At 67.3% G+C, this 25,557-nt stretch carries 28 protein-coding genes and 1 tRNA gene; 19 read left to right on the plus strand and 10 right to left on the minus strand.

Annotated elements, in window-relative coordinates; all coding sequences use genetic code 11:
• Positions 1–75: 75 nt before the first annotated feature.
• The 4 genes from ACFY2Q_RS02830 (at position 76) to ACFY2Q_RS02845 (ending at position 2,812) form a co-directional block, all read left to right on the plus strand.
• Positions 76–519: an Lrp/AsnC family transcriptional regulator gene (locus tag ACFY2Q_RS02830; protein WP_387126933.1), complete on the plus strand. Its 444-nt coding sequence runs from the start codon at positions 76–78 to the stop codon at positions 517–519.
• Between the two features lie 41 nt (positions 520–560).
• Entirely contained in the window at positions 561–965 is a 405-nt protein-coding gene (locus ACFY2Q_RS02835) for a hypothetical protein (RefSeq protein WP_387126935.1), read from the plus strand.
• Positions 966–1,130: 165 nt separating this feature from the next.
• Positions 1,131–1,832, plus strand: a complete 702-nt coding sequence (locus ACFY2Q_RS02840; RefSeq protein WP_387126937.1) for a dihydrofolate reductase family protein — start codon at positions 1,131–1,133, stop codon at positions 1,830–1,832.
• An 86-nt stretch (positions 1,833–1,918) separates the two neighbouring features.
• Positions 1,919–2,812: a hypothetical protein gene (locus tag ACFY2Q_RS02845; RefSeq protein ID WP_387126939.1), complete on the plus strand. Its 894-nt coding sequence runs from the start codon at positions 1,919–1,921 to the stop codon at positions 2,810–2,812.
• Here ACFY2Q_RS02845 and ACFY2Q_RS02850 read toward each other — a convergent pair.
• Positions 2,766–3,131, minus strand: a complete 366-nt coding sequence (locus tag ACFY2Q_RS02850; RefSeq protein ID WP_387126941.1) for a VOC family protein — start codon at positions 3,129–3,131, stop codon at positions 2,766–2,768. The genes ACFY2Q_RS02845 and ACFY2Q_RS02850 overlap by 47 nt on opposite strands.
• Positions 3,132–3,528: 397 nt before the next feature.
• Positions 3,529–4,608 (minus strand): LLM class flavin-dependent oxidoreductase, encoded by a 1,080-nt coding sequence (locus tag ACFY2Q_RS02855; protein ID WP_387126943.1) that lies wholly within the window; start codon positions 4,606–4,608, stop codon positions 3,529–3,531.
• Positions 4,609–4,733: 125 nt separating this feature from the next.
• Between ACFY2Q_RS02855 and ACFY2Q_RS02860 the strand changes: the two genes are divergently transcribed.
• The 3 genes from ACFY2Q_RS02860 to ACFY2Q_RS02870 all read left to right on the plus strand — a co-directional run bounded on the left by ACFY2Q_RS02860 (position 4,734) and on the right by ACFY2Q_RS02870 (position 8,086).
• Positions 4,734–4,940, plus strand: a complete 207-nt coding sequence (locus ACFY2Q_RS02860; RefSeq protein ID WP_387126945.1) for a hypothetical protein — start codon at positions 4,734–4,736, stop codon at positions 4,938–4,940.
• Positions 4,941–5,207: 267 nt separating this feature from the next.
• A complete protein-coding gene (locus ACFY2Q_RS02865; RefSeq protein ID WP_387126947.1) occupies positions 5,208–6,947 on the plus strand; it encodes an AIPR family protein in 1,740 nt (579 codons plus the stop codon).
• 47 nt (positions 6,948–6,994) lie between these two features.
• Complete coding sequence (locus ACFY2Q_RS02870) at positions 6,995–8,086, plus strand: IS630 family transposase (RefSeq protein ID WP_387126949.1); 1,092 nt, start codon at positions 6,995–6,997, stop codon at positions 8,084–8,086.
• A 55-nt stretch (positions 8,087–8,141) separates the two neighbouring features.
• Here the strand turns inward: ACFY2Q_RS02870 and ACFY2Q_RS02875 are convergent, their stop codons facing one another.
• Both ACFY2Q_RS02875 and ACFY2Q_RS02880 read right to left on the minus strand, forming a co-directional pair.
• On the minus strand, positions 8,142–8,573 hold the full coding sequence (locus ACFY2Q_RS02875; RefSeq protein WP_387126951.1) for a kinase: 432 nt from the start codon (positions 8,571–8,573) through the stop codon (positions 8,142–8,144).
• Positions 8,574–8,707: 134 nt separating this feature from the next.
• Positions 8,708–9,562 (minus strand): GntR family transcriptional regulator, encoded by an 855-nt coding sequence (locus ACFY2Q_RS02880; protein ID WP_387126953.1) that lies wholly within the window; start codon positions 9,560–9,562, stop codon positions 8,708–8,710.
• 219 nt (positions 9,563–9,781) lie between these two features.
• Here ACFY2Q_RS02880 and ACFY2Q_RS02885 point away from each other — a divergent pair, with 219 nt between their 5' ends.
• Positions 9,782–10,027 (plus strand): DUF6284 family protein, encoded by a 246-nt coding sequence (locus ACFY2Q_RS02885; protein ID WP_387126955.1) that lies wholly within the window; start codon positions 9,782–9,784, stop codon positions 10,025–10,027.
• A complete protein-coding gene (locus tag ACFY2Q_RS02890; protein WP_387126957.1) occupies positions 10,027–10,332 on the plus strand; it encodes a hypothetical protein in 306 nt (101 codons plus the stop codon). Before ACFY2Q_RS02885 ends, ACFY2Q_RS02890 begins: the two co-directional genes overlap by 1 nt.
• A 169-nt stretch (positions 10,333–10,501) precedes the next feature.
• Here ACFY2Q_RS02890 and ACFY2Q_RS02895 read toward each other — a convergent pair whose 3' ends face one another.
• From ACFY2Q_RS02895 to ACFY2Q_RS02910, 4 genes are all read right to left on the minus strand, one after another.
• Entirely contained in the window at positions 10,502–11,170 is a 669-nt protein-coding gene (locus ACFY2Q_RS02895) for a hypothetical protein (protein WP_387126959.1), read from the minus strand.
• Between the two features lie 666 nt (positions 11,171–11,836).
• A complete protein-coding gene (locus ACFY2Q_RS02900) occupies positions 11,837–12,235 on the minus strand; it encodes a DUF6262 family protein (RefSeq protein WP_387126961.1) in 399 nt (132 codons plus the stop codon).
• Positions 12,222–14,114 (minus strand): tyrosine-type recombinase/integrase, encoded by a 1,893-nt coding sequence (locus ACFY2Q_RS02905; protein WP_387126963.1) that lies wholly within the window; start codon positions 14,112–14,114, stop codon positions 12,222–12,224. The genes ACFY2Q_RS02900 and ACFY2Q_RS02905 overlap by 14 nt, the downstream gene beginning before the upstream one ends.
• A 404-nt stretch (positions 14,115–14,518) precedes the next feature.
• The gene (locus ACFY2Q_RS02910) at positions 14,519–15,604 is read right to left on the minus strand and encodes a tyrosine-type recombinase/integrase (RefSeq protein WP_387126966.1); all 1,086 of its coding nucleotides are present in this window, start codon (positions 15,602–15,604) and stop codon (positions 14,519–14,521) included.
• 185 nt (positions 15,605–15,789) lie between these two features.
• Here ACFY2Q_RS02910 and ACFY2Q_RS02915 point away from each other — a divergent pair, with 185 nt between their 5' ends.
• From ACFY2Q_RS02915 to ACFY2Q_RS02955, 9 genes are all read left to right on the plus strand, one after another.
• On the plus strand, positions 15,790–16,218 hold the full coding sequence (locus ACFY2Q_RS02915) for a hypothetical protein (RefSeq protein ID WP_387126969.1): 429 nt from the start codon (positions 15,790–15,792) through the stop codon (positions 16,216–16,218).
• A 90-nt stretch (positions 16,219–16,308) separates the two neighbouring features.
• Positions 16,309–18,441, plus strand: coding sequence for a cell division protein FtsK (locus ACFY2Q_RS02920; protein WP_387126971.1), 2,133 nt, complete (start codon positions 16,309–16,311; stop codon positions 18,439–18,441).
• A 135-nt stretch (positions 18,442–18,576) separates the two neighbouring features.
• Positions 18,577–18,849 carry a hypothetical protein gene (locus ACFY2Q_RS02925; RefSeq protein ID WP_387126973.1) on the plus strand — a complete coding sequence of 91 codons (273 nt, stop codon included), beginning with the start codon at positions 18,577–18,579 and terminating at the stop codon, positions 18,847–18,849.
• Entirely contained in the window at positions 18,849–19,193 is a 345-nt protein-coding gene (locus ACFY2Q_RS02930) for a hypothetical protein (RefSeq protein ID WP_387126975.1), read from the plus strand. The genes ACFY2Q_RS02925 and ACFY2Q_RS02930 overlap by 1 nt, the downstream gene beginning before the upstream one ends.
• Complete coding sequence (locus ACFY2Q_RS02935; RefSeq protein ID WP_387126977.1) at positions 19,193–19,564, plus strand: RRQRL motif-containing zinc-binding protein; 372 nt, start codon at positions 19,193–19,195, stop codon at positions 19,562–19,564. The genes ACFY2Q_RS02930 and ACFY2Q_RS02935 overlap by 1 nt, the downstream gene beginning before the upstream one ends.
• Entirely contained in the window at positions 19,561–20,736 is a 1,176-nt protein-coding gene (locus ACFY2Q_RS02940; RefSeq protein ID WP_387127569.1) for a bifunctional DNA primase/polymerase, read from the plus strand. Before ACFY2Q_RS02935 ends, ACFY2Q_RS02940 begins: the two co-directional genes overlap by 4 nt.
• Positions 20,733–21,833 carry an AAA family ATPase gene (locus ACFY2Q_RS02945; RefSeq protein ID WP_387126979.1) on the plus strand — a complete coding sequence of 367 codons (1,101 nt, stop codon included), beginning with the start codon at positions 20,733–20,735 and terminating at the stop codon, positions 21,831–21,833. Before ACFY2Q_RS02940 ends, ACFY2Q_RS02945 begins: the two co-directional genes overlap by 4 nt.
• Before the next feature lie 243 nt (positions 21,834–22,076).
• A complete protein-coding gene (locus tag ACFY2Q_RS02950; RefSeq protein WP_124857467.1) occupies positions 22,077–22,334 on the plus strand; it encodes an excisionase family DNA-binding protein in 258 nt (85 codons plus the stop codon).
• 2 nt (positions 22,335–22,336) lie between these two features.
• On the plus strand, positions 22,337–23,524 hold the full coding sequence (locus tag ACFY2Q_RS02955) for a tyrosine-type recombinase/integrase (protein ID WP_387126981.1): 1,188 nt from the start codon (positions 22,337–22,339) through the stop codon (positions 23,522–23,524).
• Between the two features lie 90 nt (positions 23,525–23,614).
• Here the strand turns inward: ACFY2Q_RS02955 and ACFY2Q_RS02960 are convergent.
• Positions 23,615–23,688 (minus strand) — tRNA-Gly (locus tag ACFY2Q_RS02960).
• A 202-nt stretch (positions 23,689–23,890) separates the two neighbouring features.
• Here ACFY2Q_RS02960 and ACFY2Q_RS02965 point away from each other — a divergent pair.
• Positions 23,891–24,874, plus strand: coding sequence for a zinc metalloprotease (locus tag ACFY2Q_RS02965; protein ID WP_387126983.1), 984 nt, complete (start codon positions 23,891–23,893; stop codon positions 24,872–24,874).
• A 68-nt stretch (positions 24,875–24,942) separates the two neighbouring features.
• On the opposite strand, the gene ACFY2Q_RS02970 is transcribed toward ACFY2Q_RS02965, so the two are convergent.
• Positions 24,943–25,500, minus strand: coding sequence for a pyridoxamine 5'-phosphate oxidase family protein (locus tag ACFY2Q_RS02970; protein WP_387126985.1), 558 nt, complete (start codon positions 25,498–25,500; stop codon positions 24,943–24,945).
• Between the last annotated feature and the right edge of the window lie 57 nt (positions 25,501–25,557).

Consider the following 25,557-nt stretch of genomic DNA (forward strand, 5'->3'; position numbering starts at 1 on the left):
CGATGTCCCAATTGTAAACGTACCATTGCCGGCGTTCGCTGGCTTTCGCCGAGGATCTGCCGGTAGATTGCCCCGATGACCGTCAATCTCGACGCCCTCGACTGGGCCATCCTCGGCGAGTTGCAGAACGACGGCCGGCTCCCCCTGACCGAGTTGGGCCGGCGGGTCAACCTCAGCTCGTCGGCGGCCACCGAGCGGGTGAAGCGGCTGGAGTCGACCGGGGTGATCAGCGGCTACCGGGCGGAAGTCGATCTGACGAAGGTCGGGTTCGCCGTGCTCGCGGTGGTCCGGCTGAAGTATCCCGGCAGCCGGCACGAACCGCTGCGGCAACTGCTGGCCGAGCGGTACGAGATCCTGGAGTGCCTGCGCACCACGGGCGACGACTGCTACGTGCTCAAGGTGGCCGCGACCTCGATGGCCCACCTCGAACGAGTCATCGACGAATTGGCGGCGCTCGGCAGCACCACCACGAACCTGGTCTACAGCGCCACCCTGCCGTACCGAGGACCGCGACCGTAAGACGTAGTTTCACCGCGCCCGTCACGCCGTACCCTCCGGGCATGTCCGTCGAACCAGCCGCTGCCAGAGCACCCCTGGGGCGACGGGCGCGCACGTGCGTCGCGGTGGTGATCGTGCTGGCGGTGGTGGTGCCGGCCCTGCTCATCCGCGAGCTGACCGAGGCCTGGTTCGGCGCCGGGCCGGTGGCCGATGTCAGCTCCCTCGTGGTGCCGGTGGTGATGACTGCCTGGCTCGCGCCGTACGCCTCCTATCGGCGACGCGACGCCTTGCTCTGGCTGGTCGGTCCGGGTCTGTTGATATTCGCGGTGATCGCCTGGCGGGTGGCTTTCGCCCCCTACCGCGACTGGAGACCCCGCCCGGACGAGGTGGCCCGCGTGCGCTGGCTGCGCGACCCCGAGCGCGCCGGCATGTGGTACGTGGCGAAGGCTGAGCCCAACGCGGGCTAAGACCGACGGTGTTCCCTGGGTTCGAGAGGCCGGATGGCCCTCCGCGCCGCCGCCAGCCATGTGGCGCACGTCACACCACTCTCCTGTAGGGGCCTCCGCGCCGGCTCCGACCTCTCGGCGAGCAGACACCCGGGCGGGTGTCGCCGACGAAGGGGACGATGCGAGATGACGAAGGTGACCGCTCAACTGTCGGTGTCGGTGGACGGGTTCTACGCCGGCCCACAGTTCACCGGCGACGGCAACTGGATCGACTCGGCCGAGGCCGCAGGCTTCTTCCGGGTCACCCGCTGGGTAACGCACGCGATGGCGTGGCGTGAACGGTTGGGCTTCGAAGGCGGCGAACAGGACACCAACTCCACCATCGTGGCCGAGTCGTTCGGGGCTGCCGGCGCGTACGTGATGGGCCGGCGGATGGCCGACGGGGGTGAGGTGCCGTGGGGCGAGGTGCCGCCGTTCCGGGCACCGGTCTTCGTCGTCACCCATCGCCCCCGCCAACCACTGCTGCGCGGGGGTGGCACCACCTTTACGTACGTCACCGACGGCGTGACCAGCGCTGTCGAGCAGGCACGCGCCGCAGCCGGTGGCAAGGACGTCGCTGTGGCCGGCGGGGGCAGCCTCGTGCGGCAGGTGCTCAAGGCCGGCCTGCTCGACGAGTTGGAGCTGCACGTCGTACCTGTCGTGCTCGGCACCGGCCTGCGGCTGCTCGACGCGGACCTCGACCTCGGCGACAAGGAGGCGATCGAGCTGACCCCCATCCGGGTCGTCCCCACACCGGAGGTCACCCACATCCGGTACGCCGTAGGTGGTCGCGCCCCGCTCGTGCTCGACGACCGGGGCAGCGGCGGCGGGCCGACGACGATCGGGTGAGGCGGTGTGGCGGCGGCCCTCGGCGGGGCAGCACGGCCAGGCACTGGACGCTAGCGTGAGCCTCCACTACAGACCGGGGGTGGGCGGTGGGTCATCGTCTGCGGAGGCTCGCGGTTCTGCTGCTCGGGGCGATGCTGCTGGGCACCGTCGGCCTGAGCCTGGGTTCCTGGTACGGGGGCCGCGGGGTCACCCCGCCCACAGACGAACGAGCGCGAGACGTGGCTGCGGAGCTGCTCCCCAACGCGTCTCCGCATCGCTCGAATCGGGTGGTGCGAGGCTCCCGGTGGGACGTCCGTCTCGCCGCCGACGACTTCGGCTCGGGGCGGGTCCGCTTCTGGTACGACGATGACGATTGCGAGCTCTCCGGCCAACTGCGGCAGAACGCCGAAACGCACGGATGGCACGACGTCCGCCAGGTGCCCGGCTACCTCTGCGACGGCTGGCGGGCCGAGAAAGACGGGCTGACCGTCACGCTGACCCGGCCGCTGAGCGGCACGGAGTTGACTGTCGCGCCGAGCGCGCCGAACACGTTCGTCGCCGTCACGATCGCCGGTGCCCTCATCGGCGCCACCGCAGGCGCCGCCCTGTTCTGGCTGGCGTTACGACAGCGACCACCCGTACCGCTGGTAGTTGTCTCCCTGGTCACGGTCGGCCTACTCCCGGGCGTGGCCTTCACCTGGAGTGCCTTGGCCCCACGCGGACTCGCCGAGCCTCTGTGGCCCATCTGGCCGGCGCTCACGCCGCTGCTGGCGCCACTGTGGATCGTGCTGATGTCGCTCGGCGCCTATGCGCTGCTCACGTTGAGGTCGCCCCACAACCGGGCTGTGGCGGTGGTGACTGTCGCGTGGGCTCTGGTGCCCGTCGGGATGCTCGCCGCCCTGCTCCTCCTGTTCCTTCGAGCGCAGCCCGAGCGCGCGGCGTCAGCGCTGGCGTCTACAGGCGTGACAGCACCAGCATGCGATTGCCGTCGGGGTCCGTGACCCGGGCGGACCGCTCACCCCACGGCTGGTCGACCGGCTCCTCGGTGACCGTCGCGCCACCCACCCGCAGAGCGTCCACGGCCGCGTCGCAGTCGTCGGCGTACACGCACAACTCCCAGCGGGGCGAGAGGGCAGGGTCACCGGCGTTCGGGTCGGAGGCCAGGCCCAACTCGCTGTTGCCCAGCCGGAGCGCGACGAACTCCGGCTCACCGTTCTCGGGAAACCGGTAGGTCAGTTCGAAACCGACGACATGCCGGTAGAACGCGATAAGCCGTGGCAGGTCTGTCGTCGTCACGATGGGGAACGCCTCGGTGAACACGCGACCACCTCCTGACCGGACACTAACCGGTGCGACGGCTCAGCGAGACCGACCTCGATGCCGCGCCGTCCTGTGTGATGAACCCGAAGCCCTTGTCCGAACTCCACCACTTGACCCACGTACAAGCGGGCTATGAGTGCTCGCTTGTGGACGGCGCTTCGGTCGCGTCATTGTCGGAAGTCTGCACGCCGTCCTCGTCTCCGGTGAGAACCGCGGCGTTGCCCGAGTCCCACAGCAGTTCGACGATGAGCGCCGTGATCCGCCATCCGTGGGCACCGCGGCGCAGGTGGGTCGTGTAGGTCCCGCCGTTCGACCACAACGGCCGAGACCCTTCCAGTTGCGCCGGTCGACATACCAGGCCATCCGCACAAGCGTGTCCTGCACGGCCGCGCGATCGTCAAGTTGTGGCTGCGAGGCGGTTCCCTTCGGGAAGGCGAGGCTCCGACAGGCCCAGGGCGCGGGCCAGCCGGCGATAGGAGTCGTACATCTCTGCGCGGTCGTACGTGCTGGTGGTGACCAGCACCTCGTCGGCGCCGCTCGCTGTCACGATCGTCGCCAGTTGTTCGACCACGTCGTCCTCCGTGCCGTGGATGTGGCCGCGCAGAGCGTCTTCGTAGTGCGTCAGTTCCTTGGCGGTCATGGACCGCGCTTCGGTCTGGTCGGCCGTGGCCAGCGGCGGGAAGACGCCGTGTGTACGGGAGTACGCCATCGATCCGGCTTCCGGGATCAGCAGGCGTCGTGCCGCGTCGGTGGTGGCGGCGACGGCAACCGTGCCGGAGACGACGACGTACGGCTGTTCAGACCATCGCGAGGGGCGAAAGCTGTCCCGGTAGGTGCCGATGGCCCCGAGCATGCGGTCCTTGTCGCGCAGGTCGCCGATCACGAGGGGCAGCCCCAGCTCCGCGGCGATCGCGGCACCGGTGCCCATGGCCAGGACGAAGGGCGCGGGACGCAGACCCTCGGCGGGATGGGCGTGGACCTGCGGGTGGTCGGTCTGCTCGCCGGTGAACCAGCCAAGCAGTTGCCGCAGTTGCTCCGCGAAGTCGTCGGCGTCGTGCTTGTCGCGGCCGAGTGCTCTGCGGACGCCCTCGGTGAAGCCGACCGACCGGCCGAGCCCCATGTCGATGCGGCCGGGAAAGAGGGATTCGAGGACCCCGAACTGTTCGGCGACGACGAGGGGTTGGTGGTTGGGGAGCATGACGCCGCCGGTTCCGACCCGGATCCCTGACGTCGCGGAGCCGATCGCTGCCGCGAGCACGGTGGGCGCGGAGCCGGCGACACCGGGCACGCCGTGGTGCTCGGAGACCCAGAACCGGTGGTACCCGAGCGCCTCGGCCTGCTGGGCGAAGCGGACGGTGGCCCGCAGCGCCTCGGCCCGGTCCTCACCGGTACGGGTGCGGGAGCGGTCCAGGATCGAGAACCGGGTCCTGGCGAGTACGTCGGCCGGCGTGTGGGGCGTCGAACGTGTCGAGGTCACCCTTCATCCTCCTGCCGCTGGACGGGATAGCGAAGCGTCAGCTGTCGGGATCACAGGGCTGCGGGTGGTCCGTCTCGTGAGGGCGGGTTGGGGACGACCGGCGCGCACGCCCTAGCGACGATGGCATGACGACGGTGGTGGTATCGCTCGTGGTGTTCGTGGTGTTGGTGCTCGCGGTCGTCGTCTTCGTGAGCCGGCGAGGCCGGAATCGGCTGTCGTCGGATGAGGAGTCGACTGCGGTCCACCAGGCCCGCGCCGACCAGCATCGGCACGAGGCAGAGCGCCCTACTGGACGAGCCCATGGGACGTCGAAGGCCCTGGTTGGGACGTGAGTCCTGACCAGGGCCTTTCGCGTGGAGCGGGTGACGGGAATCGAACCCGCACTGTCAGCTTGGGAACCGTACAAGATCCGGAAGCGACACCCCCTCGGAGCAGGACAGCGACCCACCGAGTGGCCTGGAGTGACACCCGACTCCCTGGCCTAATGGCCCGCTAATGGCCCGCCCGAAGGAACGCGCCGCAACGGCTGTGGTCGTGCGCGGCTGGTACCGTCCGCCTACGACTCCGAACGATGGGTGGGGTGATCATTCATGTCGTCAGTGACCAACGCCCAGAAACTGATCTTGCAGATCTTCGATGCGTGGCGCGCCGAGAGTTTTCCTAGCCTCGATTCAGGCACCGCATTCGAGATTTTCGCATCAGAGTTGGTGCTAAGAGACTACGGCCTCAGCCTGGAAGACGTTCAGTCTGGCGTCGTAGGAGGCGGACAAGACGGCGCAATTGACTCAGTCTACGTGTTCTTCGATGACATCTTAGTTCGCGACGACTCGGAAATTGTCGTACCAGGTTCAAAGCCGAGCAATTTCGGGCAGGGCCGCACGCTGGAACTTTGGGTTATCCAGACCAAGCGTTCCGCAAAATTCGAAGAAACCGCACTCGACAAGCTTGAAAATAGCCTCAGAAGGTTCCTTGATCTCACCATAGAACTGAACGAACTAAGGGACCTTTACAACGAGGAGATAATAGCCAAGTTTAACCTATTTCGTACGGCGTGGCGCAAATTGCTCACGCGGAGACCGAAAATTCGCGTGAACGTCGCTTATGCAACACCGGGGAATGCTCAAGGGATAAATCCACAAGTCGAAGTTAAGTTAAACGCGCTCCGCTCGTTCATTGAAACTGCGGTTCCGGATAATTCGGGCACATCCGTCGAGCTTGTAGGGGCGACCGAATTGGTGGCGCTCTACAACGAGCGGCCAACATACTCGCTACCCATGCAGTACCAGGAGGCTGCAACGAGCGGAAACTCTCATGTAGCCCTGGTAAAGCTTCCCGACTATTACGAATTGATAGTAGACGAACGCGGTCGCCTGAGGCGGCACTTGTTTGACGACAACGTGCGCGACTATGAGGGAAACGTTTCTGTTAACCAGGATATCCGCAGGTCTTTGACTAGTGAAACTGGCCCTGAGTTCTGGTGGCTAAACAACGGTGTAACTATTCTGTGCAGCGCCGCTACCAGCGCGGGAAAGACTTACTCATTGGAGAATATCCAGGTCGTCAATGGATTGCAGACCAGCCATGAGATTTATCGCGTCTTGTCAGATAACCCAACCATATCAAGCGATCGCATGTTGCTGGTTCGAATAATTGTGACCGACGACATTGCCACCAGAGACCAGGTTATCAAGGCTACGAACCGGCAGACCGCAGTATCTGACTCGTCGCTTCGCGCGACTGACGAGATCCAACGGAACATAGAGAACTCCTTCTTGGCGCACGGTTGGTTCTATGACCGTCGGAAGAATTTCTACAAGAACGACGGGAAGGACCCAGCTCGAATTATTAGCATTCCAATGCTGGGTGCCGCTATTACGGCTATGGGTCTGGCGAGGCCAGACAAGTCTCGCGGCAAGCCATCCTCCCTACTAAAGAACAATGAAGACTACAAGAGCGTCTTCAATGACAAGATACCGCTTGAGATTTATTATTGGGCGGCGCGGCTTCAGCGAAAGGTCGACACATTCATCTTGTCGCTCGGCTCCGAAGCCACGGTCTCCGAGAAGAGCAATCTTAAATTTCATTTGTCCATGCTGGTCGTGGAGAAGTTGAACGGTGGCCCTGTCCGCACTCCTCAGCTTCTACGACAACTTGCAGTAGACGATCTCGAAGTAAAGGAAGACGACCTCCGGGATCTGTTCACCAAGCTGAAGGAGTGGTCAAATGCCTACCTTGATGCAGAAGGCGTCATTCTTGAACGTGCCACTAAGGCACAACGCTTTACGGAATATCTGCTGACCAAGGCAGCCGCTGACCGGGCGAACGTGGCGACTGACTAGTGTGCCGCGCCGGAAATTCGCCTTATAAGTCGGTGTAGGGTGGGGTGATGGCACGAACAGGGCGTCCCACCGCACCGTTGGTGTTGACCGACGAGGAACGCGTAACATTGACTCGTTGGGCGCGGCGGGCGAAGTCGGCGCAGGTCCTCGCGATGCGGTCGAGGATTATCCTGGCGTGCGCCGAAGGTGCCTCGAACTCTGATGTGGCGACAGATCTGCGTGTTCATGTGTCTACTGTGGGCAAGTGGCGGCGGCGGTTCCTGGCCGAACGTCTCGACGGCCTGATCGACGAGCAACGTCCCGGCCGGCCACCCTCGATCGCCGTGGACAAGGTCGAAGAAGTCGTCGTGGCGACCCTCGAGCAGACCCCGCGTAACGCCACCCACTGGTCGCGGGCGTCGATGGCCGAGAAGTCGGGGCTGTCGAAGTCGACGATCGGCCGGATCTGGCGCGACTTCGGCCTGAAGCCGCACCGGGCGGACACGTTCAAGCTGTCGGCCGATCCGCAGTTCATCGAGAAGGTCGTCGACGTCGTCGGTTTGTACCACCACCCGCCGGAACGGGCCGTGGTGCTGTGCGTGGACGAGAAATCCCAGATCCAGGCCCTGGAACGATCCCAACCAGTCTTGCCGATGATGCCCGGCATGCCCGAGCGCCGCACCCACGACTACCACCGCAACGGCATCACCAGCCTGTTCGCCGCATTCGACATCGCCGACGGCTCGGTCATCAGCGAGCTGCACCGTCAGCACCGAGCGACCGAGTTCAAAAAATTCCTGATCACCATCGACAAGAGCGTCCCGGCCGAGCTCGACGTGCACCTGATCTGCGACAACTACGGCACCCACAAAACGCCGGCAGTACGCGCCTGGCTGGCGAAACACCCACGGTTCCACATGCACTTCACCCCGACCGGCTCATCATGGATCAACCAGGTCGAACGCTGGTTCGGCTTCCTCACCGACCAGAAAATCCGCCGCGGCACCCACAAAAGCATCCAGGCCCTCGAAGCCGACATCCGATCCTGGATCGCCGACTGGAACAGCAACCCCCGACCGTTCATCTGGACCAAGACCGCCGAAGAGATCCTCGAATCACTCGCCCGATTTTGTAGGCGAATTTCCGGCGCGGCACACTAGCGCCGTGGCCGCCGGGGACACCTACCGCCTATGTTGTCCCCCTCGTTTGCGCAGCTCAATCACCCTCGGGGGACAGCGGGGACACGGGGGACGCTGCGCCGTGTAGCCGGACGGCGTCGTTGATGCGCTGAGCGGCTTGCTTGGCGGAAAGTTCGCCGGTGTCGATCTCGACGTCTGCGTCAACTCGCGGGGTGGCATCCCAAGCGGCGAGTCGCTCCGCTGTGTCACCGGTTTGCCGCGCCTCGATCCGCGCTGCTGCGACACTTCGGGAGGCCCAGATGTAGACAACGATCCACGAGCCGGACGGAAAAGCGTTTCGTACGGCATTTATTCCGTCAGGCTGCCCTAAATGCAGTACGGGGATGTGTCGCGAAAGTTCATCGACCAACGTCTCATAGTCAATTACGTACGTTGATCCATAGCGCTCGTTCTCCCACAGGATGCCGCCATTCGCGCGTAGGCGTTCAACGTCGGCAGCCGTTGCCATCCGATATCCGTCCGTGCGACCACGCCCCACCTTGATTCGACGGAAGAGTGCGTAGTCTTTTCGCAGCTTGACCAATTCTTGCGTGACGGTGTCTTTTCCTGCGGCTGGCGGACCGTATAGGATTACGCCTGGAGTCATGGCTGCTCTCCACCGATGACGGTCTTAAGCAAATCTGCGGCTTGACTTTGCAACGGTTCGCCCGACGTGCAGTTATTGACGACTACGTGAGGGGCCGAGGGCCGGAAGTCAAGGTTGATGCTGGCGACGTAACCCGGCCAGTCGGCAAGCTTCGCTCCGTCTCTCGCTGCTCCCCGCTGTCTGATGTAGCCATTCATCGAGTCGGCATCACAGTAGACCCAAACTAAAGTAGTGGCAGCCTTGAGGCCGGTAAACATGGCTCGGGTGCGGGTGATCCAAGATGCGTCGTTGAACTCACGAATAAACGGGGCGGTTACGATGGCGCTATTTCCACATCCAACATTCTCTAGCGCGGCGGCCATCAGAGATTCGTACTCTCGGGGCCGGATCAGCGCTAGATACCTTTCGGATTCACGGTCGTGCGGCGACAGTCCGAGGATCTCTAGCGCGGCCTCGACGACTGGTCGCGTCAGCGTGTCCTTATCGAGCATCGGCCAGCCAGTTTCCTTGGCGAGAATTCTGCCTAGCTCCGTCTTGCCGCTTCCGGCATAACCACCGACGAAGATTACCTGTGGCCGTGGCAGCCGTATTTCATTACGGCGACCCTGGTCCGGTGCGTGCACCACACGCTTGGATCTGGACTTGCTGACCACCAAGCCTTCATCGGCCAGGAGTCGCATTGCCTCGGTAATGGTGAAGACGCTTACATCCCATTGCTTGGCTAGCTCCCGGGTAGATGGCAGCGTTTCCCCGTCCCGGAGTATTCCGGCCCCGATGTCGTTCCGCAGCTTGCGGGCTACTTGCAGGTGCAGCGCTTCCGACCTAGACAGCCGGGGTTCAGGGGACGTCATGTCTCGGGACCTCGTATCTCACGGCAGCCAGGGAACCTGAGCAGCCTACCAGCGGCCTATCAGATGGTAGGCCGCTGTTGCGTGTTCTACCTGGTCAACGCCGACTTTGAACCTAACAGTTGACCTGTTTGCCTATCAGTTGTTAGGTTGCGTAGGTCACAGCCCAGCGGGGCTGACCGGCCTTCTAGGCCGCGCACCTAACAGCAGAGGAAGCCATCGATGCACAGGAAACGCCTGCCGTCCGAGCTCCAAGGTCCTACTGCCGCCGACCTTGCTGCGATCGAGCGCGAGATGCCGCTGATCGACGCAGAGATCGACCTCGTTGACGCCGAGCTCCGAGTGTTGACCGCTGAGGGCGGCCCGTCGCCGCTGGACTGGCGGCGTCTGCGCCGGGCCGAGGCCCGCGTGACTCGCGTCGCCGCCGAGCTGGCCGCGCGTCCCACCGCTCGGAAGGCGGTCGCGTGATGACTCAGGACCTCAAGCGCCTCAAGCGCATCGGGTGGGGCGTCCGTTCGGTGTTCGCCCTCGGTATTTCGGCCTCGCTGGCGGGCAACGTGCTTCACGCCGCCGACAACGTGATCAGCCAGGCAATCTCCGCATGGTCGCCGGTAGCGCTGCTGCTGGCAGTCGAGCTGATCTCCCGGATTCCAGCGCGCCGTGGCGCACTGTCCGCCGTCCGTCTCGGCGCAACCGCCGTCATCGCGGGCATCGCGGCATGGGTGTCGTACTGGCACATGGTCGGCGTCGCCGTTATCTGTAGCTCCACCTGACGCCGTGCGATGGACCTCGCTGTCCACGTCGTAGACATGTCCGTGGCGTGGTTCGGAGCCTCGGAGAATTGAGAGTGAGAAGACGCCCAAGACCCTGATGTCGCTGGTTGTCCAGCGCGCTCGGTCCGGTCTCACGGGATGGCTGGTAGGCCGGCGCCGGAACAAGGGTTCAGATGGTCGCGAGCGGCTTCACAAGCACCTTCACGTGGAGAGCATCAGCGGGAAACCTGGCCAGGTGACGCGCCAGCCGCGAGGGCAGGTGAAGCAGTGTCATCGCTGCCTGCAGCTGGTTGCTGGGGCTGATCGTGTTCCCAGAGGACAGCAGAAGCTCTTCGTCGATGGAGGTGTGAATCTCGTCGAGATACTGCCGACTCCATCTGCTCTCGATGACGCTGAGGGTGTTCCCGTAGAACGGCGTTAGCGCGTCTTTAATCGCCGCGACGTCAGTTGTAAGCGCCAAACGCCTTCCCGTCCGCTCGTCGGTCCACGCGTCGAGGAGAGTTCCATGCTTTATCAGGGTTTGCTCCGCGGCTGGTCGACGCGTGGCGGCAGATCTTGAACTCCTGGAACGAGCCGAGATGGACCGGCGACGGCTGAGTGCTGTTTTTTCTAATACTGGCCGAGAAGTCAGCCCCGGTGGCGACTCTATGGCGAGTTGCAGGCCTTGCAGAACGCCGGTAGCGATGACCTGTTGCCCATCGAAATCCGAAATGTCGATGCTCGAATCAATTATTCGGATGGGCACGGCGAGCGTTGCGGCCACGTTCGTTTCGTTCAAGGTGATGACGGAGCCATCGTCGGTAACGATGAGTGGGTGGCCCTTGATGTGTGCGAGCATGCCTTCGGTTTGAGCGGGTTGCCCCTCGTCCAGGACGAGGGGCAACCACGGCGCGTCACCTGGTCCCGGCGTGTGATTCTGCGACACGCGTCAGCATAGCGCGCGGGCGGGTTGGGTGACGGGCTGAACAGCCGGGACCGATTGGACCGCGAACGCGTCGGCATTGACCATCAAGATCCAGCGGTAGACGGGGCAGGGCGGTATCCCGATGTCGATGCGGTCACAGCGAAGGTCGCTAAGTTTGATGTTGTACGTCGTGGAGATGTACTGACGGCGGCTCTGGCAGTTGGCGAGGCTGGTTATCTGATTACCATCCCAGGGAACCCAGGTAGCGAAGGTTGATTGTGGCGTCGTCGCCGCCGGTTGTGCAAAATTGGATGTTCGCTCTGCGGCGGACGCCTGCGGGCTTGACCCGAAAACGACGGCGACAGTGAGGCTTGCGGCGAGCACGAGAGCCCGAATTCGTGGCACGATTTCCCCTAACGCTATTCGTCGTCCTGAACGATTTCCTGCCGGCAGGCACTCATGTTATCGAGGGGCGCACGACTTCGATGCCCCTAAACATGATCAACGCAGTCTGATCTCTTAAAGTCACCCTGAGATGCGGCGAGTGGTATCGATAGGTGCCGTATGCCTGATTGTGTGAATCCTGCAGGTAGATCGTGGTCAGGGTAGTCGTGTCGGAGCGTGAATCCGGAGCCGGCGGATCTCGGCGTGAGCAGTTTCAAGCCGGTGAGTCAGCTCGGCGTTGTCGGCGCGTAGTTGTTTGATGCGGGCGAGGGCGGTGTCGAGTCGGTGTCGCATCGAGGCGACGCTGGCTGGCTGTGGGCCGGTGCGGTTGGTGGCGGGTTGACGTTGCTGGAGTAGCCGGATCGCGGCGATGAGGTCGGGTTGGGTGTAGAGCCAGGACCGAGAGATGCCGGCGGTGCGGGCGAGGCCGGCGACGCTGGTCGGACGCCCGATGCGGGCAGCGATGGCGAGGGCGTGCTCTGCGCGGGTGCGGGCCTGTTCGGCGCGGCGGCGGGTGGCTTCGGCAAGGGCGGCCGTGTTGTCAGCTGGCGGCATCGAGTGTCTCCACGGTGCCGCCGGCGAGGACCTGTCCGGGGCCGGTGGTTTCGAGGGCGGTGATGATGGCGTCGAGTCTGCCGAGGGTGCGGCGGTTGCGTTCTGCGATGCGGGACAGGCCTGCGGCTTGGGCATCGTCGATGAGCTTGTCGGTGTCGTCGCGTTGGCGACGGTGCTGGTCGAGGAAGTCGGCGGTGGTGATGAAGAACCGGCAGTCCAGGCACGGGTTGGCGTACTCGCAGTCGGTCTGCACGGGGGCGCCGCAGTAGCCGTTGGGGAGGGTGACCTTTGCGCGGACCAGGCTCAGGCGCGTCCAAGCCGCGCTTGCGAGGGGGTGGTCGGCGGGGATGGCCGCGGTGTGGCCGTCGGCGTTGACCTTGACGGCTTTCTCCCAGTGGGCGCGGACGGTGCTGTTGTGCAGGCGGGCGTAGATGGCGGTCATTTGCGGTGACATGTGGTCGAGTAGTTGCTGCACGATGTGCTGGGGGACGTCGGCGTTGATCAGTCTGGTGCCGAGGGTGTGGCGGAACTGGTGAGCGGTGACCCGGGCGGGTCGGCGGTGTTCGTCGACGAGGCGGATGCGTCGTAGCCAGGTGTCGAGGTAGTCGCGGAAGGAGATGTCGGGCATCGGCCGCGCCCCGTCGAGGTTGACTTTCAGCGCGGGGAACAGCCACCGGCAGCCATCGGGGAAGCGAGCGAGGACCGTGGTCTGTTGGTCGGCGATGCGGGTGGCGAGGTCCTCGGCTATCGGGAAGAACGCGGCCCGCTGGTGGATCTTGTGGTTGATCCAGGCGAGGTAGGGGGCGCCGCTGTTGTCGCGCACCACGCAGTCGAATGGTAGGTGCCGGGCGTCTTTGAGGCGCAGGCCGCAGTGGATGAGGATGCGCAGGATCAGCCGGGCGTCGTCGTTGCCGAACAGGGCAAGGTTGGTCTCGGACTCCAGTTGCCGCATGAGGTGCTCGCTGATCCAGCGAGGCTTGGACGCCGGCTTGCGCGGGAAGTCGTCGAAGATCAGCGCGTTGCCGGGGATTCCGGGTGCCCAGCCGTGACGTTGCACGTCGCGTAGGAACCGGCCGACGCCGCCGATGTGCCCGGCGGGCCGGCCACCGGCCAGCCACGATTCAATCTCCTGGCGGGTCAGCTGCTCCGGCCCGGCCGCAGGCCCGGCATGGGCGGCGAAGCGTGCGGCGAAGCTGGTCAACCCGAGCAGGTTGCTATGCACGGTGCTCACGGTCAGGCCTTGCGCCAGCCGCCACCGGCACCACCGTCGGGCCAACTCGCCCAGCCACGGCTGGGCGATGCCACCGAAGCGCAGGAACCGCAGCCCCGCTGCGGCGACGCCGAGCAGCCGCAGGTCCCACACCTCAAGCGGATACTGATCGGCCCACGGGTCATCACCGATCAGCAACCGCTGCAGCCGGATGCGGGTGTCGAGAACGAACTTCAGTGACACAGAGGCGTAGAGGCGCTTGCCCTCGTAGATACGTCGGTTGGTGCCGAAGAACGTCCGCCAGCCGTCCTCGTCGAGATCCAGAATGCTGGTCACCCCGGCATCGGCCAGACGTTTCACCGCGAGGGTGACCGCACGGGCGGTGGTGCGCTTGTTGGCCTCGTCGTGGCGGCACTGCAGCCCGTACTGCACCTCCAGACGCAGTCCCCGGTCCAGGCGGGCGAGGTTGACGTGCGGAACCTGCCGCATCCCAGCCTTGGCCCGCAGGTCCGCCTGCCACTGGACCGGGTCCGGTCGGCCCGCGGCCGTCCACCGGCTGTGGTGGTGCTGGCAGAACGGGTTGCCCGGGCCGTTCGTCCAGCGAGGGCAACTGGTGAAGGTGCAGTCGCGTTCCCCGTCCGAGGTGGGGGTGTAGCGCGCGCCGGCCAACCACCGCTCCCGGTCCGGCCTGCCCGCCGCGGCCCAACGAGGCGCATGCCGCGGACACAGCCCTCGATACAACGTCGAGCGGTTGCACCCCACCACATCGCACGCTGGCGGGACACCGCGCCTGGCGAGGCGTTCATCCTCACCCGCCAGCCAGGCGTCAAAGTCGACCGCCTCTGACCGAGTGGACAACCACCGCTGGTAGTGGCTATCGCATATCCCCCGCGTCGGCTGCCCGACCATGTTTGGACAGTTGACCACCCGACACTCGCCCGTGACGAAGACCATGTCATCGCGGTCGGGACGGAACACCTCCGCCCGGAACCGCGGACGCACCTCCCGCATCAACAGCTCCAACAACCCAGCGCAATCAGGCGCGCCAGCCGGAAAACCCGGCCGACGCCCGGTCACGCCAGAACCCCCGCCGTCTGCAATGCCCGGCGGTGGTCCTCAACGCCCAGGTGGCTGTAGGTCTGCGACGTCGTGGTCGCGCTGGCATGCCCGAGCAACTCGGCCACCACCTCCACCGGCACGCCCGCCCGCAGCAGCCGCGTGGCATACCCGTGCCGCAGAACATGCGGCGTGAACTCGGCAATCCCCGTGCGCTCCCGCAACCGCCCAACCAGCTTGGCCACCGCACCAGCGGTCATCGGCGCGCCGACCGGCGGCCGGAACAGGTTGACGAACACCCAGTCGCTATCCAACACGCCGTACTCGACCTCCATGTAGTCGGCGTACGCGTCAAACACCACCGCCCCTGCCGGCACTATCCGCGCCTTCAACCCCTTCACCCGCGCCGCGTTGACGTTGCCCTCCCTCGGGACCACCCGCACCTCACCGGCACGCAGCCGAAGATCTGCGTGCCGCAACCCCAACGCCTCCCCCAACCGCAACCCCGTCTGATCCAGCAAAATCAGCAAGAACCGATCCCGCCGCCGTGCACACGCGACCACCAGCCGCGCCACCTGTGCATCCGACAGCGCGATCGCAGGCTTGCGGGATACCGCAATCCGGATAGGACTCAACGTTTCCGGCCCCGGCCGGGCCCGACGGGTGTGCACCAGCATCGGCACGAACTCTCCCGTCGCCCGCGGCCCTACCGACGAGCCCAGCAACGCCGGGACCGACGCGTCCCGTTGAGCGTGGAAACGGTAAAAGCTCGCCAGCGCAGCCCGCTTCCGGACCAGCGTCGCCGACGCGATCGCCGAGGGCGTGCCCGGCAACACGAACACCCCCAGCACCCGCGCCGCCACCGGCCGCGCCACCCAGGAAAAGAATCCGGTCAGCTCCTCCAGGCTCAACACCCGGAAGTCCCGGCCAACCTGATCGAGCCACTCGACGAAGTCCCGAAGATCGTGCGCGTAACCGGCGATCGTGTTCGGCGACCTGCCCACGGCCACCAGATGAGCCAGGAACACCTCCACCGACTCCACCGGCAACCCGCCCGGACCTACCACCGTGAACGACACAGCGCTCGTATCCAGATCACGCAACCGCTGGACTCGAAACCCCACCAGCAACTCCCGTCACAGACACACCAGCACGAAGTGTCCGTTACCGGCTGCTGGCACTGTCACAACCAACGACGAAGACGTCGAGGACGGCACGGCGCCAGCTACAGGTAATAGCCACCCGGTACGGCGAGGCCGACTCCTCGGCCTACCTCCTGCCCTTCAGCGTGGACGGCCTGATCGTGGTCGCGTCGATCAGCCTGGTCGAGATCGGCGGCCGGATCCGCACCCTCACCGAGAGGCCGACCGAGGCCGAAGCGGTCGACGAGCCGACCCCGGTTCGCGCCGACCTGGCCGAGTCAAAGCCGGTCTACACCAATGAGGACATCTGGGGACCGGAGCCGCCCACCGTCGAGCCTGCCCCGGCTCCGGCGGTCACAAGGACGCCAGCGAAGCGCGTCACACCGCGCCCGGTGTCGGCCGAGAAGGTCGCCAAGGCCGCCGCCAAGATGCCCGACGCGCCGGTCTCGCAGATCGCCGCCAAGGCCGGTGTCTCGGTCTCGACCGCGCGACGTCACCTCGCCGCCCTGCGCGTCACCGATGCGTCACCATCTGCCCCGCTTCCTGCGGAAACGTCCGCCCTCGCCGCCGCCTAGCTCCGCCCGGTGACGCGGCCACCCGCCGCCAAGCAAGCGCCGCGTCACCGGCCCGCCATCAGTCACTAGACCTCAGGAGAGACCCCCATCATGACTGCTCCCAACCCCAACCCCGAGAACTTCGACTGGACCGCCGCCGAGAACGACGTCGCCGAGGTGGTCGACCTGAACGCCGAGCGCACCCGCCGGACCGCCGACGCAGGCACCCACTTCGAGGTGAACCTGGACGAGACCCCGCAGCGCGGCGGGGTGCCGGTCGAGCTGCCGCCGGTCGACGCGACCGGCAAGCGGCCGATCGTGCCGGCCAACTGGTCGACATGGCCGAACATCCGACACAGCCTCGCGCAGGCCGCCGCCTTGACCGGCTACCGCGCCGGGTTCCACGCCGTCCGCGCACCCTGGTACGCCACCCTCGCCACGTTTTGGGCCGGGGTTGGCACGTTCCGGCTGATCGGCCGGCAGCTCAAGTGGTGGTGGGTGTCGGAGCAGTACGGGCTGCGGCAGGCCGCCGCCGACGCCAACGACCCCGCTATGTGGCTCAAGCTGCACCGCGAGGTCAAGGCCACCCGCATGTGGCGCGGCATCGTGCTCGCCGCCGAGGCTGTCGCGGTGTGCGTCGGCGGTCCGGTGCTCTACGCCGTCGCCCCGGTGTGGGCACTGGTGCTTACCGCCTGCCTGTTGGTCGCGTTCCTGGCTCACATCGGTCGTCCCGAAGACCGGCGCATCATCACCCCGGCCACCGTCTCGGGCCGCTTCCGCCGGGTGAACCCGGACATCATCTTGCGGGCCTACTACGCCGCTGGCCTCGGGCACCCGGACAAGGCGCACCAGCAGATCGGGTTCGGCTCGACCATGGCCCGGGACGCCTCGGGCACCGGTTCGCAGGTGTCGATCGACCTGCCGTACGGCAAGACGTTCGACGACGCGGTGAAGGCACGCGGCGCGATCGCCTCGGGCCTGGACGTCGCGGTTTCGCAGGTGTTCATCACCCGCGACCCGTCGTCGCACCGGCGACACACGCTGTGGGTCGCCGACCGCGACCCGCTCGCCCAGGGCGCGGGCCGGACGCCGCTGCTGCGGTGCAAGCCGACCGACATATGGCAGCCTGCCCCGTTCGGGCTGGACGAGCGCGGCAACAAGGTGAGCGTCGACCTGATGTGGAACAGCATCCTGATCGGCGCGCAGCCTCGGCAGGGCAAGACGTTCGCCGCTCGCTCGCTGGCCCTGTACGCCGCGCTGGACCCTTACGTGAAGCTGACGGTGCTGGACGGTGGTGGCAAGCCGGACTGGCGCAAGTTCTCGCTGGTCGCCGACCGGTACGCGTTCGGGCTGGCGATGACCCGCGACGGTGACCCCGCCGAGATCGCGCTCGAAGCGCTGCGCGAGATCAAGGCCGACGTGCAGGACCGGTACGAGCGGCTGTCCAAGCTGCCGGTCGACATCTGCCCCGAGGGCAAGCTGACCCGCGAGATCGCCCGTGACCCGAAGTACCGGATGCCGGTACGGCTGGTCGTGCTGGACGAGTTCCAGGAGTACTTCGACCTCGGCGACATCAGCAAGGAGATCGCGTCTCTGCTGGTCTACCTGGTCAAGGTCGCCCCGGCGGCCGGTGTCGGGTTCGTCGACGCCACCCAACGCCCCTCGGGCGTGGGCGGCGGGCAGGTCGCCACGCAGTTCATCAGCTTCCGGGACAACCACCAGGTGCGGTTCTCCCTGCGTACCGGCTCGTGGAACGTCTCCGACCTGGTCCTCGGCGCGGGGGCGAACTCCGAGGGCTACGACTCGTCGACGCTGCTGCCCAGCTACAAGGGCGTCGGCATCCTGCGCGGCGCGTCGGATGCCACCCCGACGGTTCGCACGTACCTCGCCGACGCGGACGACGCGGAGAAGATCCTGATCGCCGCTCGGAAGCTGCGCGAGGCGGCCGGGACGCTGTCCGGCATGGCGGCCGGTGAGGACGTCGCCCGCGAGGTCCGCGACGTGCTCGCCGACGTCCGCAGCGTGATCGAGCGCGGCGAGACCGGCGCGCAGTGGGAAGAGATCGCGGCCCGCCTCGCCGCCCGGCTCCCCGAGGCGTACGCGGACGTGACCGCCGAGTCGATCTCCGCTCAGGTCCGGTCGTTCGGTGTACGCAGCGTTGACGTCAAGCGGTCCGGCAAGGCCCTCAAGGGAGCCAAGGCCGACGACATCGACGCCGCGATCGCCCGCCGCAAGGCCGCCTGACCGGTCGCGGCCCGCCCGCGACCGGTCGCGTCACCGCGACTCAACCCGCGACCGGCCTGGTCAGCGCAGACATTGACCGGTCGCGGGTTGCGTCGCCAGCCCTTCACGCCCAAAAACCGCCTCTGGAGGCTCACTGTGCCTGCCCTCGCCGCGACCGCGACCCCCGAAACCACCACGATCGGCGTGCTGATCCTCGCCGCCGTGATCGGCACGCTGTGTTACGCCCTCGGCTGCTGGCTCTGGCCGTTCGGAGCCTGCCGCAAGTGCTCCGGCACCGGCACGCGTCGCTCCCCGTTCGGCCGCGCGTTCGGCCTCTGCCGCCGCTGCCACGGCGACGGACGCCGCCTGCGCATCGGCCGCCGCATCATCAACAGCCTCCGCGAGGTGCACGGCAAGGGCACCCGCTGATGGCCCGGACCATGGCCCGGTTCACCCGGACCGAGACGCCGCACACCACCTGGTGCACCCGCGACCACCGCTGCGGAGTGACCCTGCACCAGGCCCCCGACATCATCGCCGACGGGCCGCTCGGCGGCCGAGCCGTCATCACCCGCGTCCGCGCTGCCGACGTCGACTACGCCGAGATCCGCATCCGCGTTCCGCTCAGCCGGATCGAGGACACCGCCCGGCGGCAGCTCGGCCTCGTGCTGCACCTGTGCCGCGAGTTGTTGGCCGCTGTCGCCGCGATCCGGCCCGCCGCCCTGCGCGGCCGGACCGCCGACCAACCGGCGCTCGGCAGGAGGGCCGGCTGATGTCGCGGATCCGGGCCGCCTACTGGGATCCCGACGCCGAGCGGTACGACGTCCCGACCTTCTGGTGGCAGGGTGCGCCGGACGGTTACGCCACTCGCAGGCAGCTCCGGGCGCACGGCCTGCGGCCGGGCGGTCAGCCGATCGCCGCGCAGATCCTCTGGCGGGGCGTCGGTGGCACCCGGACCGCGTACCTGTACCGGCTCGACCTCGCCCGAACCAAGCGCACCGCGACGCCGGCCCAGCGGCGCGCGATCTCGGCCGCGCTGCGTGCCCGCCGCATCTGCCCGACCTGCGGTGAGCTGCGCGACTACTACATCCCCCGCTCGCTCGGCGAGTGCCTGGACTGCCACGACGGGCGGCCGGGCCGATGACGGGCGGGCACTGGATTGGCGCGAGCAAGGCCCTCGGCCGCCTCGTGCCAACCGACCTGCCCTACCCGCACATCTGCGACCGCAGCGTCGCCGCCGAAGACACCGTGTCCGGTCAGCCGTTGCAGGTCGCCCGATGGGAGAAGGCCCGCTACTGCGCAGCGTGTGCCGGCGAGAACTACCAGCGCGAACACCCGTCCATGCCCGACATCAGGAGGCCGAAACCCATGCCCGACAACGAATCCCTGCGCGACGTGGCTCTCGCCGCCGCCGCGCGTGGCTGGCACGTCTTCCCCCTGCGGCCGAACGACAAGCGGCCCGCCTTTCCCGACCACCAGGCCGCCGACTGCCTCGGCCGGGACCCGCGCTGCCGCGACGGGCACACCGGCTGGGAGGCTCGCGCCACCGTCGACCCCGACCGGATCCGGCGCGGCTGGGCCGAGACCCCGTACGGCGTCGGCATCGCCTGCGGCCCGTCCGGACTAGTCGTCGTCGACCTGGACGTGCGCAAGCCCGACCAGGTCCCGCCGACCGGTTGCCCGTACCCGGCCGCGACGAACGGCGTCGACGTGCTCGCCGCGCTGTGCGAAGCCGCTGGACAGCCGGTGCCCGACGGCACCTACACCGTGACCACCGGGCGGGGCGGCGCGCACCTGTACTTCCGACACCCCACCGGCGGCCAGGCCCTACGCAACACGGCCGGGGAGCGCGGCAACGGTCTCGGCTGGCTGGTCGACACCCGCGCCCACGGTGGCTACGTCGTCGCGGCCGGGAGCACCGTCGCGGGCCGCCCCTACGCGGTCGCTCGTGACCTGCCGGTCGCCGACCTTCCCGGCTGGCTCGCCGAACGCCTCGCCCCCGCGCCGCTGCCGCCGCAACGCCCGGTCGCTGTCGACCTGCCGTCCGGCCGGACCGGCGCCTACCTGGACGCCGCGATCGGCCGCCAGCTCGACCACCTGCGGCACGCGGCCGAGGGCGAGCGCAACCACACGCTCTACGTGTCCGCGGTCGCCCTCGGCCAGCTTGCCGCCGGAGGAGCGCTGTCCGTCGACCAGGCCGCCGCGCTGCTGGAGCAGACCGCACTGTCGATCGGCCTCAGCCGGTTCGAGACGCTACGCACGATCCGCTCTGGCCTCGCCGCCGGTGCCCGTCGCCCCCGGACGGTGGCCGCATGAGCGCCATGCCCGCCGACCGCCCGCACCTGCACGTCGCCGGACCGGACGACGCCGCCGAGGTTCTGTCGCCAGAGGCGAAGCGGCCCGCCCGGATCCGCACGTCGTGGACCGCCGCCGACATCATGGCAATGGAGTTCGCCCCGCCGAAGTGGGCCGTGCCCGGTGTGCTGTCCGAGGGCGTGAACCTGCTCTGTGGCCCGCCCAAGGTCGGCAAGTCGTGGATGTCGCTCGGCCTCGGCCTGGACGTCGCCCTTGGCGGCAAGGCGTTCGGCGCGATCCCGGTCGAGCCCGGCCCTGTGCTGTACCTCGCTCTGGAAGACACCGCCCGCCGCCTGCAAAACCGGCTCGGGAAGGTCCTCGGCCAGCGCAAGGCCCCGGCCGGACTCACCCTCGCCACCGAGTGCCCGCCGCTGCCGCAGGGTGGCGACCAGGCCATCGCCGCGTGGCTCGACCGCAACCCGTCCGCGCGCATGGTCATCATCGACGTGTTCGCCAAGCTGCGCGGCAACTCCGCACCCGGCGCATCCGCCTACGACGCCGACTACGCCGCCGTCGGCCGGGCGAAGAAGGTCGCCGACGACTACGGCGTCGCGTTTGTCCTGGTCCACCACGTACGCAAGGCCGGATCCGACGACTTCCTCACTGAGGTCTCGGGGACCAACGGACTCGCCGGAGCTGCTGACGCCACCCTCGTGCTCAAGCGGGCGCGTAACCAGGGTGACGGCGTGCTGCACGTGACCGGCCGCGACGTCGACGAGAACGAGTACGCCCTCACATTCGACCCCGCCGCCGGTGCCTGGCAAATGCTCGACGGCCCCGCCGAGGATCACCAGGTCGGCGAGACCCGCGCGACGATCCTGCGCTTCCTGCGGACCACCCCCGGCAGCACGCCCAAGGTCATCGCCGAGGGGGTCGGACTCGCCTACGACAACGTCAAGCGCACCTGTCAGCGGATGCTCGCCGACGGGCAACTCGCCGCCGACACCGGCGGCCGGTACCGAGTCCCCGGTGTCCCCGCTGTCCCCGCTGTCCCCCAACCCGCCCTGAGCAGCGAAAACGAGGGGGACACCCCGGGGACAACGGGACTCTGGCCGTGACCCTGCCGAACATGCTGAAACAGGGGTTTATGAGGCTGTTTCAGCACAGACCTATACAAGGACACCGGGAAGCCCGAGATCTTGGCTCAGCGTGGCTCTCAGCGGGCCGCCGTATGGCTCTCTGTCGACGCGGCCCGCCACCCCCCGCCGAACCGCTCTCGCCGCTGGAGAAGCCGCTACTGACCCCCTCAACGCCTTGCCGCACCGCCCCTGATAGGCCGCACTGCCCGGAAAGGACACCCGATGGCTAAGCGGATCACCCAGAACGCGCCGGTCCTGGAACTGCCCGCCGAGTTGCTGACCATCGAAGAAGCCGCAAGCCGCATCGGCATGAGCGTGCGCTATGTACGCCGCGCCGTCGCCGAGCGACAGATCGCATTTCACCGCCTCGGCCGGTCGATCCGGATCGACCCCGCCGACCTGGCCGCGTTCGTCCACGCCGGACGAGTCGAGCCCATGACCGCAGAGACCGTTTGGCGCGGATTGAGGAGTGTCGCCTGATCATGGCAAACCAAGAGGGACACCGTCGATTCGGCAACATCCGCAAACGCGAGTCCGGCCGCTACCAGGCTCGCTACCCCGGCCCGGACGGGCGGATGCGCTCCGCTCCGCAGACGTTCGCCCGCAAGCCCGAGGCCGAGAAGTACCTGTCGCTGGTCGAGGCTCAGATGATGCGGGGCGAGTGGATCGACCCTGAGCGCGGCAAGATCCGGCTACGCGACTACGCCGAGCGGTGGATCGCCGAGCGGCCGAACCTGCGGCCCCGGACAGTGCACCTGTACCGCTGGACCCTCGGCAGGCACATCACGCCGCACCTCGGCGACATGCCGCTCAACCGGATCGACACGCCTATGGTCCGCGAGTGGCGGTCGCGACTGCTGGCCGAGGGCGTGTCGGTGACCATGGCCGCCAAGGCGTACCGGCTGCTACGCGCGGTCCTGATGACCGCAGTCAAGGAGGACGAACTGATCAGGGTCAACCCGTGTCGCGTCGTCGGTGCCGACCAGGAGAAGCCCGCAGAGCGGCCGGTCCTCACCGTCCCGCAGATCTTCGAGCTGGCCGAGCGGATGCCGGAGCGTTTCCGGGCGCTGATCCTGGTCACGACGTTCGGATGCTTGCGGTGGGGCGAGGCGGTCGCCCTGCAACGCTGCGACGTCGACCTGTCGGCCGGCACGGTGCGGGTGCGACAGGCGTTCGTCGAGCACCGCGGAACCGGCCTGATCCTCGGCCCGCCAAAGTCACGGGCCGGCGCGCGGACCGTGGCCCTTCCCAAGGCGGCTCTACCTTTGCTGAAACAGCACATGGGCAGCCACGTCGGCGAGGCATCCGAGGCGTTCGTGTTCACCGGCGAGAGCGGCCGGAACCTCTGGCGCGGCAACTTCAACAAGCTAGTCAAGTGGCCCGAGGCGGTAGCGGCGATCGGCGCGGCCGGGCTGCACTTCCACGACCTGAGGCACACCGGCAATACGCTCGCGTCGCGGGCACCCGGCGCGAGCCTGCGCGACATCATGGCGCGGATGGGGCACGACAGCCCGCGTGCCGCGCTGATCTACCAGCACGCCAATCGGGAGGCCGACCAGGGCATCGCCGACGCGATCGACAAGGCGGTCAAGGCTGCCCGGCGCAAGCCGAGCAAGCGCAAGGTCAAGCGGGTTGCCGAGGGCGACGGACCGGCCGCCGAGGCGAGCTAATGGCCCATTAATGGCCCATCCCTGTTTCAGCATGACCTAGAACCACGGAAGCCCTGGCGGGACATGTGTCCTGACCAGGGCTTCCGTACGTGGAGCGGGTGACGGGAATCGAACCCGCACTGTCAGCTTGGGAAGCTGATGTTCTGCCATTGAACTACACCCGCAGGCGGGACCACTGTACCCGAGTCACCGAGCCGGTGCACCCAGGCATCCCCGCGCGCCGACAGCGGCAGGCGGCCAGCAAGAAGTTTCCTCACGGCAATATATGGGCGTTCTCAAATGCATCGATGGGTTGTAACGTCTGCCACACGTTCCCAGCCACGGCGTGACACACCCCCTGCCGCGCCGCCAGAAAGAGGTGGGCCCATGGGACTCCGTCCCAACCTGCTGACCCGGCGCACCGCCGGTGTCGCATCGACGACCCTCGCGCTGCTGCTCAGCACCGCTGCGGTGGGTGTCGTTCCGGCCGCATCAGCCTTCTCGGCAGCGCCCGACGGCGCCTGCGTGGAGCCGGCCGACAGCCACGCCAACGCCCGCATGAAGCCCGGCGGGGCTGCCAAGCACGACCCGAACGAGTTGACCGCCGACCAGGTCCGCGAGCGGGAAGCCGACCTGGCCGCGGCGCTGCGGGAGCGCGCCAACTACCGCATGGGTGCCGGCGCGACCGCGCTTGCCACCGTCACCATCCCGGTGGTGGTCCACGTGATCCAGGAGAACAGCACCCGTGCGGGCGGCAACATCCCGGATTCGATGATCACCTCGCAGATCAACGTGCTCAACCAGGCGTACGCCGGTGCGACGGGCGGCGCGGTCACGGCGTTCGGCTTCCGGCTCGACAGGATCAACCGGGTGACGAACCCGTCGTGGTATCCGATCGTGCAGGGCTCGTCGGCGGAGCGGTCGATGAAGTCCTCGCTGCGCACCGGCGGCAAGAACACGCTCAACATCTACCTCGGCGAGTTGAGCAACAACCTGCTGGGCTGGGCGACCTTCCCGCAGCGGAACCTCAGCACGATGGACGGCGTGGTCGCGCTTAACGAGTCGCTGCCGGGTGGCACCTCGACCAACTACAACCAGGGCGACACCGGCACCCACGAGGTGGGGCACTGGTTGAACCTCTACCACACCTTCCAGGGTGGCTGCGGTGGCTCGGGTGACAGCGTCAGCGACACCCCGGCCGAGGCGTCGCCGGCCTACCAGTGCCCGACCGGGCGCAACACCTGCTCGGCGGCCGGGCTCGACCCGATCACCAACTTCATGGACTACACCTACGACTCGTGCATGTACCAGTTCACCCCGGGTCAGGCCAGCCGCATGCTGACCGCCTGGAACGCATACCGCGGGGCCTAGCCTCTCCGCGTACACCCGGTGCCGGCTCCGTCACGACGGAGCCGGCACCGACGTCTTTCGGGCCGTGGTCAGGCGGCGGCCGTGCACTGGACGTCACGGCTGAGGCGGGTCGGGCGAGCTTGGGGTACGCCGAGTGGCGCGGCCGCCGCCGGGGCGTGCGGGTCGAGCCAGACCCGCACGGCCGGACGGCTCGGCGGGAGGCCAGGAATGCCAGTGATGTGGTGCTCGCGGCGAGTCAGCATCGCCACGTCGACGGTGAACTCGAAGAGCCTCCAGTCGACCTGCGGCTCCGCTCGGGCGGTCTGCGCCAGCCGGGCCACCCGGGCCGGATCGGTCACCTGCCAGGCGTGCCCCGCCACGTAGGCCTCGTCGTCGCTCTCCTCCGGCGGAAACGAGTGCAGCGCGTAGCGGCCGTCGCGCTCCAGGTCGCGGCGCTTCGGCGAGTCGATGATGAAGCAGAACAGACCCTCGTCGGTGATGACCGGGGAGACCGGATGGACCCGGGGACCGCCGTCGGCGCGGACCGTGGCCAGGTAGCCGAAGCCCGGCCCGTACTGCTGCAGGAGAACGCGGATCCCGTCGGCGAGTCGGGGCTCGTCGGCGGCGAAATCGGACCAGGAAGCCATGCTGACATTCTATCGAACAAATGTACGAAGAGCGACCTCGACACGCTGGTCACCGGC

Origin of the sequence: Micromonospora sp. NPDC000316, from assembly GCF_042898885.1 — a bacterium.
Taxonomy (GTDB): domain Bacteria; phylum Actinomycetota; class Actinomycetes; order Mycobacteriales; family Micromonosporaceae; genus Micromonospora.